Here is a 14,538-nt window from a genome sequence, read left to right as displayed (position 1 = left end):
CTGCAGCAGTTCAGCGCTGCAGGCGACCCGTATACGATGATTGCCAGGCCTTAATAGATGAGGGCGGATTAGCCCCCAAGTTGTCTGGCCTCAGTCGTTCTCTAGCAGCTCGATCACCGCGCCATACTGCTGCTGGCCGTCGAGGTAGGCGTAGCGCCCGCCGGTGTACTCGCCGCGCTGCACCAGCTGCATGCCGCGCTCCTGCAGGCCCTGGATGTGCTGGTCCATGCCGCTGATCTCGAAGGCGATGTGGTGCAGGCTTGGCCCGTGGGCCACCAGCTGATCGTTCCAGGTGCTTGGCTCGCCGAGGGGCTGGATCAGCTCTAGGCTGACCTGCCCGAGGTTAAAGAACGCTAGCTTGGCCTGGGCCGGGGTCGGCTGGCCCTGATAGGTGGTGTGGGCGAGGTCGACCGTGTCGGTGATGATGATGGCGGGCGGCTCAACCCCTAGCAGGAGCGCCCAGTCGCGAGCGGCCTGGTCGATATCTGCGACAACCAGGCCGACCTGCATCACCCTGTTGTTCCCCAGCGAACGTGATGACATAGCAGCATACCCCTTCATTGGTGGTGTGAGGGCGTCGGGTCTTCAGGGCCCAACGACGATGATTGGTGACGCTGCGATTATAGCTGAATACTGGCCACCCGCGTGCGTCGGCTAGTAGTGGTAGACAAGCGTGCGCTCGACCCTGCGCAGGGTGGCGTTGGCGTCCTGGATGCGGTAGAGCGCGCGCATCCAGAGCGGAAACCGCGAGAACGCCACCATCTCGGGCATAGTGTACTCTTTGACTAGCTCCAGCTTCGGCTCTAGCCGCTTGATGTCCTGCGGGTCGTCTAGCCCCCACTTGTAGGTGGCACCAGTGCCGCCCACATTCGCGCCCACCCGCTTCACAATCATCGAGTTGCAGCTATCGAAGATCATCTGGCCGCCGGGGAAATGGGCGACAACCGCATTAAGAAGCGCCTTCACCTCCTGCTCGGTCAGGTAGTGCAGCACACCCTCGGCGATCAGCAGGCCGGGGCGCTCGCGCGGCACCTCGTCCAGCCAGCGCAGGTTGTCCAGCGGCGCGCCGATCATATGGTAGCCCGCGCGCTGCTCGGGGAACAGCCTGCGGCGCAGGTCGACCACATCGGGGTAGTCTACGTCGAACCACTGGACCGTGGCGGGCGGGTCGATGCGAAAGATGCGGCTGTCCATGCCGCAGCCCACGTGCAGCACCGTCGCATCTGGGTGATCTGCCAGAAAGCGGGTTGCGAGCAGATCGAAGGTTGCGGCGCGTGTGGCAATGATCATCGGCCCGATATCTCTCCAGATGGGCCATGCGGCCACCCCGGTCAGCTGCTTGCTGATGTCGTAGTCGATATGCCGCATGGCCTCTTCGGCCCAGGGGTCGGGGAGGATGGGCTGCTGCCATCGGCTCTGGATCGCTCGACCGCTGAGGGTCATGAGCATGGTCTCTTTTTCTTTTGTGAACTGGACCTTATCGGTTGACATAGATCGGCCCTCCTTCACATAGGTTGGTTTCGCACCCCCTGGCAGCATGTGGTTTGGCCCTGGATGCTAGGCATTTCTTGCCTTCGCCATGGCCTGCTCAACCTTGGCCCGATGATCGCGCTCCCACGCGCTGAGTGGCATATTTCGGTCCACCATAGCCCGCGCCCTGGCCCGCTCGAACACATCCGCCGCGTCTTCGCCAGGGATAACCGCCACGCCGTCCTCATCGGCCACAATGATATCGCCGGTCCTCACCCGCACGCCGCCGCACACCACCGGCTGGGCAAGCTCGATGTAGCGGTTCTTCTTCCCGGGCACGGGGAAGAGGCCTCTGGCGTACACGGGGAAGCGGATGTCGCGGATCTCCTCGATGTCGCGGATGACGCCATCGATGATGAAGCCCACGATGCCGTTCTGCTGCGCCACTGCGCAGACATTGCCCCCGGCGACCGCCGAGCGGAGATCGACGCCATCTACCACGAGCACCGATCCGGCGGGGGCTTCGTAGATGGCTTTGTGGAGCATCAGGTTGTCGCCCGCCGCCAGCTGAACCGTGAAGGCCGCGCCTGCGATCCTGGGCATGCCTGCCCAGAGCGGGCGGATCGCGCTGTCCATACACTGCTGGGCGCTGAGGATGTTGCCGTACTCGGTGGTCGAGAGCGCGCTAAAGTCAATGTCCATGATCGCTTCTCCTCTATCTCGCTCACTCACACTCATATAGCGCTGTTATTATAGGGTAGATATGATCGCGATCATCCCCAGATTTCAACACGCCCGTATCCAGATTTCTGCGCAAGTTCTACCAGCTTTGGTGCATGTTCAAGTGGGACGATCATTACGGCTACATCATCCGTCTCGAAATATGCCAGAGCATACCCATATGCTCTAAGGTGCTTCCCAACGGCCTGAAGCTGCTCCCTGGCGAAGAAGCAACGCCACTCGTCGGGGCGATGCCATTCCCAGAACGTTGCTGTGGTGCGCTCGCTGATTCCAATCGAATCGAGCAGCCATCGCAGATCTTCAGGGGTGGTTTTCCAATCGAAGATGGCTATTTGCTTGTGTGATTCCAATTGGCGAGTGAGGCTGACCCATGGATCGATGATGTCCCATGGGTTGATCTCGTCGGCCTGCTCGCTGGCGAGGAGGATCTGCTGCTCGGCATGTGCGTTGCAGATCTCTTGCATATCCTCTACCATTTTTGCATTGTTGGGCATAAGCCAAGCGGCAAGCGCTAAAAGGTGGCTAGCGCTGTAGTGAGGAGATGTCATGGGCATATTCCTGATGGCGGCCTTGAGAACATGGAGCGCCTTTGTCATAGCGCGCGGGGTCAGAGGCCCGCACATCTGCACCTACGCCCCGCGCCGCCATGCCAGCACAAAGCGGCGCTGCTCCTCGGTCTCGGGCGAGGCGAACCCCGCGTCGGGGGAGCCGCGCCGCAGGTACGCCAGCGCACGCAGCGCAGGCTCGCCCGCCATCGCGTGGCGGGCCAGGTAGCAGCCCACCACCGTTCCGGTGCGCCCGATCCAGGCGAGGCAGTGGACATAGACGCCCCGGCCCGCCGCGAGGCTGGCATCGATCACATCCAGGATGGCAACCATGTGCTCGGCGGTCGGGGTGTGGCGGTCGGGGATGGGGTGGCGGCAGTGCGCCAGCGGGTAGGGGAACCGGGCGGCCTCCTGGCGCAGGATGCCCGCGTAGCTGGTGTGCTCGCCAGCCTCGGTGAGGTCGATGAAGGTGGCGATGCCGCCCTGGAGCAGCGCGCGGATAGCCTCCTCGGCGTACTGCGGGCTGGGGGAGCCGGGGTGCTTGCCAGCGCAGAGGCGCCCCGGCCCGACCCAGTAGCTATGCGGGATGGGTGGGGGTAATTGGTTAGGCATGGTGTTGTTTGTGTTTCACAAAAGCCGATCATGGGCATGAGAGCGAGTCGGACTGGACCACCTGCTGCTGATCGGGCGCAAGCGGGGAGAACGTTACCCAAAAGGTCTGATTTCCCCCTTAGTATATGCTATTGTTCTATCTGCTCTCTACTATTTCTGCTACTCTTTGAGCAAGCATTTGTTTGAATTCGGTGCTTACTCCAAATGAGGACTGGATATTGATAGTCCATCCAATAATGGTTATATCTTGAAACCCTGTCCCTACAAAAATCTGTGTTTTTGCCGATCGATGGCGGAGCATTTCTGGTAACTCGCGTAGTTTGATCTTTTGAGTTTGAGAAAAAGCGTTAATAACACTCTTGCCATTTAGAAGTAGCACGCGTATTTTCTCAGATTGAAGTTGCTGCCGTAGAAATGCTGCATCTGATTGAATAAGCTGTTCACGAATAATCTGGGTAGGGATTTTTGCCCATACCGGGTCAGTTGCCCACTGTACAAGATCAAGATGACATGCGCTACCATCTTTGTAGGAAGTGTTTAGCGCATTCAAGATGATTTCAAGCTGACCGAACCATGTCCAATATGGATTATGGGTGAAATACATATTACAACGTTCAAAGATTTTTGATATATGATCATCAGATGCATCTATAAGTGAAGTTATATCAAGCGAGGATAGTGTCTCTAGGCGCTGCCTATTATTACTTAAGAGGTTTCCTTGACGATCTTGAAACTCGCTCCTACTTGGATTAAGTCCCAAAGTAGCAATAGTTGCTTTGCGTACGTCTCCGAATGCAACAACTGGCGTTGATGAGGAGACAACATGATGATGTAATGGTGTCGCTTGTCGTATTCGGTTTTTGATATATGCGGGGATATTTTGATCCATTGTTTATCGTTCCCTTTGTGTAAAGTACGTTTAGTACGTTTATCTAACTTGTCCCTATAGAAAGGCGGTGCTAAATGACTGATTATTGGATTTACAGATGTGGGCTAGTCCTCCTCCGCAATCCATAGCATGCCGATCTGCGCTTGGTCGATCCAGAGCAAGCCAGCGCCGAAGGTGTGCCCGGAGACATCCTGAAACGGTGGCCACTGGCGCGGCGCAAGGCCAGCATCGGGTGCGGGGCGCAGCTCCGCATGCACGGTAGCGCTACGCCCCGCCCAGCATGGGCGTAAACCCGCCAGCGATCAGCCGTCTTCCGTCGAAGGCTGGCGGCTGATCGGCAAACTGCATGCGCGGGTCGCTGGTCATCTTCGCCATGCCGCTGTCTCTTGTAGCCTTGTCTGGCCACTCTACAAACGAGATCACCACGGTCTCGCCCTCGCGTGCGCCTGCGGCCTGGGCGAAGGTCGCGTACTGGGCCGATTCCAGCCTGGCGTCACTGCCATGGTACGACGCGGCCTCGGGGCCGGTGCGATCGAGCCAGCACTCGGTGACGCGCACCGCGCCGCACTCGCGCAGCACCTGCTCGGAGATGCGCGCCAGCTGCTCGTAGGCGGCTCTGTTCTCGATCGGGACGGGTACAAGGTAGCAGTCGATGTAGGCCATGTGGTTTCTCCTTTGTGCTGTGGCGCGACCGATCGCGGCGGCTGTATCAGCTCTCGGCCACGGTGAGCGGGCGGGGCTGCTTGCCATCGATGTCGGTGAAGCCATACTCTAGGGCCAGCTGGGCGGCTACCAGCACCTGCCCGGTCTTCTCGATGGCCCTGGCGTCTGCTGCAAGCGCCGCCACCGCGCGCCCCAGGAACTGCGGCGACTCCGAGTTGCTCAGGTCGAAGAACGCCGCCGCCTTCATCACCCCCTCCGTCCGCACCAGGCCGGGGTACAGGCTCACGACCGCCACATGGTGCTCGCGCAGCTCGTGGGCCATGCAGGCTGCCATACGGTCATCCGCCGCCTTGGCCACGCCGTAGATCACCCCCCGGTCATCGCGCTGGGCGGCGAAGAAGGACACGTTGACAATCAGCCCTGAGCCTTGGGCGATCATCAGCGGCGCCGCCAGCGCGGAGGCCACATAGTGGGCGCGCACGCCTGCCTGGAACGACTTGTCCCAGCGCGAGAGCGGCACGGTCCAGAAGCCCTTTTCGTTCCAGAACTCGGTACCATCGTTGAACTGCTCGTAGCCGCCCCAGACATTGTTGACCAGGATGTCCAGTCGGCCCTGCTCATTCTGGATGCGCTGGACAACCTGCTCGACCTCCTCGTCGCGCGTATGGTCGCACGGGGCCGCGATGCCCACCCCGCCCAGCCTCGTGACCTCCTCGGCGGTCTGCTGGATCGTCCCCGGCAGATCGACGGCTGCGCGGCCCTCCTCGGTGGTGCGCCCGGTCACATAGACGGTTGCGCCAGCCTCGCCTAGCCCCTGTGCGATTCCCTTGCCAACCCCTCGGCTGGCCCCGGTCACGAGCGCAACCTTGCCTGTCAAAGCTCCCATAGCCTGTGACCCCCATTGCTATTAGCTGCTGCAGTGTGATACCCCAACGACCTTGTGTGTCTGCTTGGTGCAACGCCGCTACATAAAAGGGTCGAAGCAGTCGTAGTTGTGCTGGCGCGCGATCTTGCCGTCGCGGAACTGCAGGAACACGCCGAAGTTTGCGCGCATCTCGCCGCCCGCCGGGATGGTGCCGACCGGCACCTTCACCGCCGCGATCCAGGTCACCTCCAGGGCCACCCAATCCCCGCTCGCCACCGCGTTGCGCACCTCGTAGCGCTGCGAGGCGACCACCTGCCGCCCGCGCTCGCCTGCCTCGCGCAGCTGTTCTAGCCCGCGCTCGGCTCCCCTCGGCACAAGCTGATTGGGGTACTCGCGCTGCACCACATCCGGGGTGTAGAAGCCCGCCAGCGTGTCGAAGTCGGCTCCCTGCTCGATCGCCCGCAGGTAGCGTTTTGCTGTCTCGATGTTGTCGTCAGCCGTCGCCATCGTTCCCTCCTCGCTGAATGAAGATCTGCGCCAGCCGCCTATGGGCGAGCACCCCAGTCGCGCTGGATGCGCGGCGGCACCCGCTGCAGGCGTGTGTTGGGCATAACGTCGTTCAAGGTCGTGGGTTCCACCTATGCTTGTACCATCCGTGGCCGAAAACGTCAAATCTTCGGCTCGCTGTCACAAACGCCGCGCGTGTGGTGTTTTCCTGTCGAGCGAGCGACTCCACGCGCTCCAGCTCGGGGGCTACCCTGGGCCGACCCAATGCCGACAAAGAAGGATCGACCATGCGCTTGTTTGAATGGCTCTTCTGCCTGTCATTTATTCCGATAATCGCGCTCCCATATCTGCCGCAGCCCTGGCGGCAGCGCGGCCTGTTCCCCGCGGCGCTGGCGCCTGCCCTGGCGCTGGCGATCCATCTTGCCGCAGAAGGCTGGCGGGCGCAGCTGATCCCGCTGTATCTGCTTGCGGCGCTGGTGGCGGCGGGCGGCATGTGGGCTACGCCGCGCCGCAGGCAAGCGCCAGCCCGCAGGCGTGGTCGGCTGGCCAGCGCCGCCATCGCGCTAGCGCTGGTGCTCGGCAGCACGCTCGCGGGCTGGGCGCTGCCAGTGTTTACGCTTCCCGCGCCCACCGGCCCCTACCCGGTCGGCCTGGTGAACCGTGCGCTGGTCGACCCCGCCCGCGGGCGGCGGCTGATGGTCTCGGTCTGGTACCCGGCGGCCTCGGGCGGCGCGCCCGCCCCGCTCACGCACGACCCCGATCAGGTGGCGACCGGGCTTGCCAACCTCACCGGCCTGCCCGCGCTGGTGTTCCAGCACCTGCGCTATGTTCAGCTGGCCGCCAGCGAAGATGTGGCCGCGCAGGCGGACGGCGTGCCGTTCCCCGTGCTGGTGTTCTCGCACGGGATGGTGGGCCTGCGCCTGCAGAACAGCTCGACTTTTCAGGATCTAGCCAGCTGGGGGTATGTGGTGGTGGCGATCGACCACACCGACGCCGCCGCTGTGACCGTCTTCCCGGATGGCGAGACGCGCTACTACAGCATGGAGCGCTTCGGCATCCCTGCTGGCGTAGAGCCCGACGCGGCGCTGGTCACCGAGCGGGTGTTTCCGGTGTGGGTCGCCGACCAGCGCTTTGTCTATGACACGCTTGAGGCCTGGGCGCGCGAGGATCCGCTGCTGGCGGGTCGGCTTGATCTGGCCCGCATCGGCTCGTTTGGGCACTCCTTCGGCGGCGCGACCGCGCTGGAGGTATGCCGCGTCGACAGCCGCTGCCGGGCCGCCGTAGACATGGACGGCGGGCTGTATGGCGGCAGCGCGGCCATGCCCGCCGTGCGCCCGCTGCTGCTGATGAGCTCCGCCGACAGCAACCGCTACCCCAGCGCGATAGCGGACTGGACGCGGCTGATCGCAAATGCCCGAGCCGATGCCTACTGGCTGGAGCTGCCCAACAGCGGACATCTCTCGTTTACCTTTAGCCCGCTGCTCTCGCCGCTGCTCGCGCCGCAGGGCCTCGACCCGCGCGGCGGGCTGCGCACTGTGGACAAATACCTGCGCGGCTTCTTCGACCGCTACCTGCGCGACACGCCGGCCCAGCCGCTCGGCCCAGCATCGCCCGATGCGGATGTGCGCTGGCGCACCCAGTAGCCTGCGCGCTTGCCCCCAACGGTGGTGCGCAGCTACTGCCGCCCTTGTGGTGGGCGGGCACCATCGTTGGGCGGTCTATCGCCGAGCTGTTGCATGGGCTTGCCGCTACCGGCTCGGCACATACTGCATCGCCACCGCCCCCGAGCTGAACGGGATCTGGCCCACAAGCCTTAGATCGACATGCTGGGACAGCCCCGCGAACAAGGTCGGCCCGTGGCCCGCAACCTTGGGGTGCACGATAAACTCGTACTCGTCGATCAGCCCCAGCTCGGCCAGGGCCAGCGGCAGCCGCACACCGCCCACGTACAGGCCGCGCCCTGGCTCCTGCTTGAGCTGCCGGACCGCCTGCCCCAGATCCCCGCGCAGCAGCTCCGCGTTCCAGTCGACCTGATCTAGGGTGCTCGACACCACATACTTCTTGGTCGCATCGATCGTCTGGGCGAACGGCAGCATCCACTCGTCCATCCAATCAGGCCTTGCTCCGGTCTGCGCTGGCTCGCGCCAGGCTATTTCCATCATCTCGTAGGTCACCCGGCCAAACAGCAGGGCGTCGGCCCGCGCGATAGTCTCGGCCGCGTGGCGGTGCAGCTCTTCGTCCGGCGATATCGACTGGTGGTCGCAGCAGCCATCCAGCGTGATGTTGATTGAGTAGCGCAGTGGTCGCATGAGGTCGGCCTCCTTCGGTTCGGCGGTCCTGCCCATGGGATTCATGCCGTCTCAGCGCATGATATCTTGTGCAGATCCTATCGTTGCTCTTGGCTATTTTATAGCATCTGATGGCGCGATGATGGTTATGTGGCCTTGCTCACCCACCACAAGCCAGTGCAGCTGTATTTGTGATCGAACCCATGGGCTCACCAGCTTATATTGATTGAGAAAGGTTGGGATATTTGGGAACGCTAGCCCGTATTTCAGCTCGCTGCCGTGCATTCGCTGTACAAGCTGTCCAAGGCCTGTGCGAAAGTCGAGGCCCACTTCTTTCGTCTTTCCCTTTGCTTCAATCAGCCACTCTTCGTTTGTATCAGGATGCCTACAAGCAAAATCAGCGTGACCGCGAGGAATGGCGATAAAGCCTTGTCGAAGAAAAAACTGCTCAACAGCGGCTTGTACAAACCCCTCATGGGGAAAGGTTGAGCCAAGCTGAAAGCCTGTGGGCATGATACCTCCTCTCGCTCAAATCCCCGGCGCAGGTGCGAGCGAAGCTGTATTGCGCTTGCCGACCGTTATTTTGCTGATGCCATCCGCCAGCGGCCGTTCTCCTGGTGCTTTTGCTACGGCGCGCTCCAGAAAGGGCTAGAGGTCACGCCGCTTGTAGGCCGATAACCCTGGCGCACCCACCTCTCAGCTCGCCGTGACGGTAACCATGCTGCCGCTGCCGGACATCTCAATCTCGTAGCGCTGGGCCGCGCCTTCGTAGCCGGGGCTTTGCTGCTGCGCCTCGCTGCCGCCCATGTTGCTGGCCGTCTGGCCGTCGACGCTGACGCCAGCCGCCCAGCCTTTCACCAGGACGCGGGCGGCGACGCCCGCTGGCCGCCGGATGTTGAACTGAGAGCCGCTGCCGCCCAGGCGGATGGGGACCGGGCCAGCGGGCGCAGGCAGCGCAATCTGGAACATGCCCCCCGCCCCAGTGGCCTCCAGCTCGCGTAGGTCCAGCCCGCCGAGCTCGGCGGTTATCTGCCCGCCGCCGCCCGTGAGCGCGATCTCCCAAGGGATGCTGGCGTTGAGCGTGATCGCTGCGCTGCGCAGCTCCTTGCGTGATTCCCACAGACGCCGTGGGTAGCGGATCGTCACCACGCCATCTTTGGCCTTGGTCTCTGGCGCTGGCCCCTCGAAGCGGGCCTGGTAGAGCGTGTCGGCAAGATCCCCGGCCCGCAGGCTCAGCTGGATGCCCTCTAGCTGCAGCACAAGCCGGGCGCGCTTCAGCCCGGCCAGCGGCGCGGAGAAGCTTTCGCTATCGCCCGTCGGCCCCTCGCGCAGGCGCGCGATCTCCTGCTTGGCCAGCGTGTTGCTGCGCTGAAGAAAGCTGAGCAGAAATTCCTTCTGCTCGTCGTCGTACTGCGCCGCCAGCTCCTCCCAGGCGTTGCCCAGCGCGGCAAAGAGCGGGTTGATCGGCTGCTTGCCATCCGCGCCTTGGGCGAGCCTCACGATCACGCGGCGGCCATCGTTGGGGTCGCGCTCTCGGCGCACCAGGCCCGCCGCCTCCAGGCGATTGAGAATGGCCGTGAAGGTTCCGGTTGTGAGCCCCATGCGATGCGCCAGCTGGCCAGCGGTTGCCGCGCCGCCGCTCTCTAGCAGATCGACGAGCTGCATGTCGGTATCAGTCATCTCGATCTGCGCCGCCGCCGCCCGGAAGAAGGCCGCGCCTAGCCCATAGCACTGTCGCAGCTCGTGCACAAGCTTCCCGCCGATTTCCGCCTGTTTGTCCCGCGACCCTCTTGACATTCGCGCTTGCTCCGTATAGAATATAAATATCTTGAAAATCAAGATAATTTAGAAAAGTAAGATCGAATATCTAGTTAATAGCTTTGCTCTTTTGCTGGATATTCAAGCCGAATGTATTGTAGCATAGAAAGGCCGAGATCGTGACAAAAACAAGCGGAACACAGGTACAGGGCTATGTCGAGGACGGCTGGGGCAAGGTCGCCGATGTCTTCCGTGCGAACTTCGACGGCAACCCCGGCGAGGTCGGCGCGGCGTGCTGCGTCTACGTTGGCGGTCGCCCGGTTGTCGACCTGTGGGGCGGCCTCGCCGACCGCGAGGCAAACCGACCGTGGGCACAGAACAGCATCAGCGCCGTCGCATCCACCACCAAAGGCGCTGCCGCGATCTGCGCGCACATGCTGGTGCAGCGCGGCCTGCTCGATCTGGATGCCCCGGTGGTCAAATACTGGCCAGAGTTCGGCGCTGCTGGCAAGCAGGGCATCCTGGTGCGCTGGCTGCTCTCGCACCAGGCGGGCCTGCCCGCCGTCGACGGCCCGCTGACCTTCGAGCAGGCATGCGCCTGGCAGCCAGTGATCGCGGCGCTTGAGGCCCAGCGGCCCGAGTGGACGCCAGGCACCGAGCACGTCTACCACGCCATCACCTTCGGCTTCTTGGTCGGGGAGCTGGTGCGCCGGATCACCGGCAAGTCGCTCGGCCGCTTCTTCGCCGAGGAGGTTGCCGCCCCGCTCGGCCTGAGCGCCTGGATCGGGCTGCCCGAGGAGCAGGAGCCGAATGTGGCCACGGTGCACTACGCCGCCCCGTTCACGCTGGAGGAGATGACCGCCGGGATGATCGAGACCACCGGCCTCGGCAGGGACACCGTCATCGCCTGGATGAACGCACTGTGGGGCCCGAACTCGGTGCAGGCGCGCGCCGGCGTGCTGGGCGGTGCCATGGACCCATCCACTGGCTATATGAACACGCGGGCCTGGCGCGCTGCGGAGTTCCCCTGCTGCAACATGTTTGCCGACGCGCGCTCGCTGGCGCGCATGTACGCGGCAACCGTGAGCGAGGTCGATGGGGTGCGGCTGCTCGACCCGGCGACGGTCCAGAATATGATCGCCGTGCAGACCGATAAGACCAAGCTGAACGGGCTGCCGCCGGGGCTGGTGATTCCGGCCAACCGCTCCTTCTACATGTCGCTCGGCTTCTGGCGGTCCTGCCCGATCATGCCGTGGGTCGGCCCTGGGTCGTTTGGCCACCCTGGCTCCGGCGGGTCGGTCGCGTTCGGCGATCTGGACTCGGGCGTCGGCTTCGGCTACGTCACCAACCTGTGGTCGTTCCGGATCGGCGAGCCACGGGCGCAGAACCTGGCCGATGCGGTCGCTGCATGCCTCCGGTGATGGGCGCTACCACGGGCTTAGGGCGCACCTAGGGCCGCGAGCTGCGCCAGCGCCGACGGCCCCGGGCCTTTCTCTAGGCGCTGCATAATCAAGTCTGCGCAGCCGTCCGGGCTCAGCTTGGATGTGTCGACTTCTATGTCGTAGATGCCAGGCGTGTGAACAGCCTCTTGCCATAAACTCACTGGTCGGGGTATCGATCCATCTTCAGGAACCGGCCAGCCAGTATCGCGCCGCCGCTGCATAATCACCTCAACTGGGCAATGGACGCCAACATACAGGGCTGGCAGCCCCGTGAGCCGACGGGCGCACGCAGAGCTTACCCCTCTCGGCTGGCTGTATGCATCGTGGTGGCCCACATCGGCCACCACATTCAGGCCGAGGCGGCTGTGTGCCGAGATCGACTCATACAGTGCCTCATATAGGGCTGCGATAATGGGTTCTAGATCCGGCCTTTCACCACCTGGGCGCAGCCCTATCCCTGGCAGATATGCGTTCGGCGTCATGCGCATGAAGCCATCAACGCCTAGGTTCATCCATACGCCTGCGAATCGGCTCTGTATCGCGGCGGCAATGCTTGATTTCCCTGACCGCGGTGCGCCGTTTAAAATGATGATCTGCCCCAGCGAATGCGCTTGCGCCATAGCTTGGATCTTTGTGCCTACGCAGCCCCACTGGCCAACCGTTATCGGCCAGAGGCTGCGTAGCGACGATAGCCGAAGACGATGTTTAAAAGTGCGGTGATTTGGAGTAAGGAGTTCTTTCGATTATGCGCGAATATCATCCCTGTCATTCACCAAATCATAGTGGTTTTGGAACTCTGGCACAAGCGTGGCAAGATCAACGAGCTGTACTGCCCCTGTCGATAGTTATAGTAATCGCTTACGGATGCTTGTCTTTAGTCGTTTCATCCCACCAGCTTCAGCGGTGGGATGAAACGCTCCGCTTGAGCGGCTTTCGCCCACGGTCGGTATAGCACATATGTTGCATTTTACGTAGTGGTGTGCTATGCTTAACGTATGCAGAAAACCTACAAATACCGCATCTATCTCACCAAAGGTCAGCGCCGATTGCTTGAGCAGCAATTGGAACTGTGCCGTTGGGTCTATAACGAGACGCTTGCCGAACGCAAACGCGCGTATGAAGAACGCGGCGAGCGGTTGCGGTTGTACGATACCCAGGCCCTGCTTCCGATGTGGAAGATGGCAAAACCTGCATTGAAAGGCGTTCACTCGCAAGTTCTGCAAAACGTCTCGGTGCGGGTTGATTTGGCGTATCACGCCTTTTTCCAACGCGTCAAACGTGGCGCTGAACAAGCAGGCTTTCCCCGGTTCAAAGGCAAAGGACGATACGACAGCATCACCTACCCGCAGTACGGGAACGGCGTGCGGCTGGAGGGCAACCGGTTGCTCCTCTCGAAAGTCGGCGCGGTCCAAGTGGTCTTGCATCGTCCCGTGGAGGGAACGCCCAAAACCGTGACGATACGTCGTTCTCGGAGTGGCAAGTGGTTTGTCTCGTTTTCCTCCGAGATGGAAGCGAATGAACAACGCCCCACGGGCGAGGTGGTGGGCGTGGATATGGGGCTGGCGTCGTTCGCGACGTTCTCCGATGGCGAGCAGATCCCTAATCCGCGTTTCTACCGCCGCGATGAAGCAGACCTGGGGCGCGTCCAGCGGCGGAAGGACGCCGCCAAGCAAGCAGCAAACTGGGCCGAACACGCCAAACAAACGGTGATCCTTGCCAAGATCCACGAGCGCATTGCCAACCGACGCAGCGATTTTGCGCATCAGGCAAGCCGCGCGCTCGTCAATCGCTTTCAGGTCATCGTGTTTGAAGCCCTTGCCCCACAAGCCATAGGCAAGAGCAGCGGGATGCGCAAGAGCATTATGGACGTGGCGTGGTCGCAATTTATCGCGATGACCGTCAGCAAAGCGGCAGAAGCTGGCAGGCGGGTCATGCTGGTCGACCCCCGCAATACGTCTAAGATGTGTTCCCGCTGCGGCACATTGGTCGATAAGACCTTGTCTGACCGCGTGCATAGGTGCCCGACGTGTGGGCTGGTGATGGATCGTGATGTGAATGCGGCGATCAACATCCTCCAACGCGGCCTCGCTACCCTTCGTACCTGACATGGTGGAGTGGGGCGGCACTCCCTTGAAGCCCACGCGCGTTAGCCGTGGGAGCCGTCACAACTTTGAATTGCGCCCCATATTGTTCCTGAAAATCGGCCCATAATGTAGTACTGCGGCTCAAGACGCTACGTAGTGCGCGGCGACCGCGCAGAAATCTCATGGGTATTGCCTCACCGACGAAGTACAGGAAGCGTTCCTTTGGCGTATCGTACTCGGCCAGCAGGTAGAAATCTTTAAAGAGCTGGTTTTGACGAACGGCCTCTGGCCCACCCTTCCAATCGGTAAACTTAAATTCGGCAACGCGCATATTCGTTTCAAGATCAAATGGCCGCCCTGTGTTTCCTGCCGCCAGAGACACATATTCAATCATTTCGCCTTCACGGAGAAGATATGGCAGAGAGAGTATGATACCAAGCGCATGCACTACTTCATTGATTTGGCTTGATGCCTTTTTGAGAAAAAGCGCTGCGATCAAGAGCGATGTGTCAATCTGCTGTGCGGAGTAAAAATGTTGGCACGACCGCTGATCTACGCCCTGAAGCTCTGCTTCGAGGTCGGCAATACGCTTGCGGAAGGAGGTACCCTTAAACTGTTCTACCTGCTTATATGCATGTTCGATGTTGGTCATAGAGAGCAGCCTTATTAGTGGC

Annotated in this window: 17 protein-coding genes; 3 read left to right on the top strand and 14 right to left on the bottom strand. The window is 61.8% G+C overall.

Annotation, left to right across the window (positions count from 1 at the left end; all coding sequences use genetic code 11):
* Positions 1 to 90: 90 nt before the first annotated feature.
* The 9 genes from F8S13_24215 to F8S13_24175 form a co-directional block, all read right to left on the bottom strand.
* Positions 91 to 543, bottom strand: coding sequence for a VOC family protein (locus tag F8S13_24215; protein KAB8140340.1), 453 nt, complete (start codon positions 541 to 543; stop codon positions 91 to 93).
* A 111-nt stretch (positions 544 to 654) separates the two neighbouring features.
* On the bottom strand, positions 655 to 1,491 hold the full coding sequence (locus F8S13_24210; protein ID KAB8140339.1) for a class I SAM-dependent methyltransferase: 837 nt from the start codon (positions 1,489 to 1,491) through the stop codon (positions 655 to 657).
* 66 nt (positions 1,492 to 1,557) lie between these two features.
* Complete coding sequence (locus tag F8S13_24205) at positions 1,558 to 2,172, bottom strand: RraA family protein (GenBank protein ID KAB8140338.1); 615 nt, start codon at positions 2,170 to 2,172, stop codon at positions 1,558 to 1,560.
* A 71-nt stretch (positions 2,173 to 2,243) separates the two neighbouring features.
* Positions 2,244 to 2,759, bottom strand: coding sequence for a hypothetical protein (locus tag F8S13_24200; protein KAB8140337.1), 516 nt, complete (start codon positions 2,757 to 2,759; stop codon positions 2,244 to 2,246).
* Positions 2,760 to 2,840: 81 nt separating this feature from the next.
* Positions 2,841 to 3,368: a hypothetical protein gene (locus F8S13_24195; GenBank protein ID KAB8140336.1), complete on the bottom strand. Its 528-nt coding sequence runs from the start codon at positions 3,366 to 3,368 to the stop codon at positions 2,841 to 2,843.
* A 136-nt stretch (positions 3,369 to 3,504) separates the two neighbouring features.
* Positions 3,505 to 4,257: a hypothetical protein gene (locus tag F8S13_24190; protein KAB8140335.1), complete on the bottom strand. Its 753-nt coding sequence runs from the start codon at positions 4,255 to 4,257 to the stop codon at positions 3,505 to 3,507.
* Positions 4,258 to 4,521: 264 nt separating this feature from the next.
* Positions 4,522 to 4,920 (bottom strand): DUF1428 domain-containing protein, encoded by a 399-nt coding sequence (locus F8S13_24185; protein KAB8140334.1) that lies wholly within the window; start codon positions 4,918 to 4,920, stop codon positions 4,522 to 4,524.
* 46 nt (positions 4,921 to 4,966) lie between these two features.
* On the bottom strand, positions 4,967 to 5,806 hold the full coding sequence (locus F8S13_24180; protein ID KAB8140333.1) for an SDR family NAD(P)-dependent oxidoreductase: 840 nt from the start codon (positions 5,804 to 5,806) through the stop codon (positions 4,967 to 4,969).
* A gap of 78 nt (positions 5,807 to 5,884) precedes the next feature.
* Positions 5,885 to 6,292, bottom strand: a complete 408-nt coding sequence (locus tag F8S13_24175; protein ID KAB8140332.1) for a nuclear transport factor 2 family protein — start codon at positions 6,290 to 6,292, stop codon at positions 5,885 to 5,887.
* Positions 6,293 to 6,309: 17 nt separating this feature from the next.
* On the opposite strand from F8S13_24175, the gene F8S13_24170 reads away from it, so the two are divergent.
* Positions 6,310 to 7,935, top strand: a complete 1,626-nt coding sequence (locus F8S13_24170; GenBank protein ID KAB8140331.1) for a hypothetical protein — start codon at positions 6,310 to 6,312, stop codon at positions 7,933 to 7,935.
* A 105-nt stretch (positions 7,936 to 8,040) separates the two neighbouring features.
* On the opposite strand, the gene F8S13_24165 is transcribed toward F8S13_24170, so the two are convergent.
* The 3 genes from F8S13_24165 to F8S13_24155 all read right to left on the bottom strand — a co-directional run bounded on the left by F8S13_24165 (position 8,041) and on the right by F8S13_24155 (position 10,377).
* Positions 8,041 to 8,601 carry a deaminase gene (locus F8S13_24165; GenBank protein KAB8140330.1) on the bottom strand — a complete coding sequence of 187 codons (561 nt, stop codon included), beginning with the start codon at positions 8,599 to 8,601 and terminating at the stop codon, positions 8,041 to 8,043.
* Positions 8,602 to 8,694: 93 nt separating this feature from the next.
* A complete protein-coding gene (locus tag F8S13_24160; GenBank protein KAB8140329.1) occupies positions 8,695 to 9,093 on the bottom strand; it encodes a hypothetical protein in 399 nt (132 codons plus the stop codon).
* Between the two features lie 183 nt (positions 9,094 to 9,276).
* The gene (locus tag F8S13_24155) at positions 9,277 to 10,377 is read right to left on the bottom strand and encodes a MarR family transcriptional regulator (protein KAB8140328.1); all 1,101 of its coding nucleotides are present in this window, start codon (positions 10,375 to 10,377) and stop codon (positions 9,277 to 9,279) included.
* A gap of 140 nt (positions 10,378 to 10,517) precedes the next feature.
* Between F8S13_24155 and F8S13_24150 the strand changes: the two genes are divergently transcribed.
* Positions 10,518 to 11,759, top strand: coding sequence for a beta-lactamase family protein (locus F8S13_24150; GenBank protein KAB8140327.1), 1,242 nt, complete (start codon positions 10,518 to 10,520; stop codon positions 11,757 to 11,759).
* 17 nt (positions 11,760 to 11,776) lie between these two features.
* On the opposite strand, the gene F8S13_24145 is transcribed toward F8S13_24150, so the two are convergent.
* Positions 11,777 to 12,400 (bottom strand): chloramphenicol phosphotransferase, encoded by a 624-nt coding sequence (locus F8S13_24145; protein KAB8140326.1) that lies wholly within the window; start codon positions 12,398 to 12,400, stop codon positions 11,777 to 11,779.
* A 375-nt stretch (positions 12,401 to 12,775) separates the two neighbouring features.
* On the opposite strand from F8S13_24145, the gene F8S13_24140 reads away from it, so the two are divergent.
* Positions 12,776 to 13,885 (top strand): IS200/IS605 family element transposase accessory protein TnpB, encoded by a 1,110-nt coding sequence (locus F8S13_24140; GenBank protein KAB8140325.1) that lies wholly within the window; start codon positions 12,776 to 12,778, stop codon positions 13,883 to 13,885.
* On the opposite strand, the gene F8S13_24135 is transcribed toward F8S13_24140, so the two are convergent.
* On the bottom strand, positions 13,869 to 14,516 hold the full coding sequence (locus F8S13_24135) for a hypothetical protein (protein ID KAB8140324.1): 648 nt from the start codon (positions 14,514 to 14,516) through the stop codon (positions 13,869 to 13,871). The two genes, F8S13_24140 and F8S13_24135, sit on opposite strands and share 17 nt — an antisense overlap.
* Positions 14,517 to 14,538: the final 22 nt, after the last annotated feature.

This window comes from Chloroflexia bacterium SDU3-3 (genome assembly GCA_009268125.1).
Classification (GTDB): domain Bacteria; phylum Chloroflexota; class Chloroflexia; order Chloroflexales; family Roseiflexaceae; genus SDU3-3.
Note: the sequence above shows the minus strand (reverse complement) of the source record. Positions and strands in the feature narration are given on the sequence as shown.

What these genes read in the sequence shown, in the direction of transcription:
- F8S13_24155 (KAB8140328.1), bottom strand. Translation starts at nt 10,377, where the DNA reads ATGTCAAGAGGGTCGCGGGACAAACAGGCGGAAATCGGCGGGAAGCTT.
- F8S13_24160 (KAB8140329.1), bottom strand. Translation starts at nt 9,093, where the DNA reads ATGCCCACAGGCTTTCAGCTTGGCTCAACCTTTCCCCATGAGGGGTTT.
- F8S13_24175 (KAB8140332.1), bottom strand. Translation starts at nt 6,292, where the DNA reads ATGGCGACGGCTGACGACAACATCGAGACAGCAAAACGCTACCTGCGG.
- F8S13_24215 (KAB8140340.1), bottom strand. Translation starts at nt 543, where the DNA reads ATGTCATCACGTTCGCTGGGGAACAACAGGGTGATGCAGGTCGGCCTG.
- F8S13_24195 (KAB8140336.1), bottom strand. Translation starts at nt 3,368, where the DNA reads ATGCCTAACCAATTACCCCCACCCATCCCGCATAGCTACTGGGTCGGG.
- F8S13_24180 (KAB8140333.1), bottom strand. Translation starts at nt 5,806, where the DNA reads ATGGGAGCTTTGACAGGCAAGGTTGCGCTCGTGACCGGGGCCAGCCGA.
- F8S13_24200 (KAB8140337.1), bottom strand. Translation starts at nt 2,759, where the DNA reads ATGACATCTCCTCACTACAGCGCTAGCCACCTTTTAGCGCTTGCCGCT.
- F8S13_24140 (KAB8140325.1), top strand. Translation starts at nt 12,776, where the DNA reads ATGCAGAAAACCTACAAATACCGCATCTATCTCACCAAAGGTCAGCGC.
- F8S13_24135 (KAB8140324.1), bottom strand. Translation starts at nt 14,516, where the DNA reads ATGACCAACATCGAACATGCATATAAGCAGGTAGAACAGTTTAAGGGT.
- F8S13_24170 (KAB8140331.1), top strand. Translation starts at nt 6,310, where the DNA reads ATGAAGATCTGCGCCAGCCGCCTATGGGCGAGCACCCCAGTCGCGCTG.
- F8S13_24185 (KAB8140334.1), bottom strand. Translation starts at nt 4,920, where the DNA reads ATGGCCTACATCGACTGCTACCTTGTACCCGTCCCGATCGAGAACAGA.
- F8S13_24165 (KAB8140330.1), bottom strand. Translation starts at nt 8,601, where the DNA reads ATGCGACCACTGCGCTACTCAATCAACATCACGCTGGATGGCTGCTGC.
- F8S13_24145 (KAB8140326.1), bottom strand. Translation starts at nt 12,400, where the DNA reads ATGGCGCAAGCGCATTCGCTGGGGCAGATCATCATTTTAAACGGCGCA.
- F8S13_24190 (KAB8140335.1), bottom strand. Translation starts at nt 4,257, where the DNA reads ATGGATCAAAATATCCCCGCATATATCAAAAACCGAATACGACAAGCG.
- F8S13_24210 (KAB8140339.1), bottom strand. Translation starts at nt 1,491, where the DNA reads ATGTCAACCGATAAGGTCCAGTTCACAAAAGAAAAAGAGACCATGCTC.
- F8S13_24205 (KAB8140338.1), bottom strand. Translation starts at nt 2,172, where the DNA reads ATGGACATTGACTTTAGCGCGCTCTCGACCACCGAGTACGGCAACATC.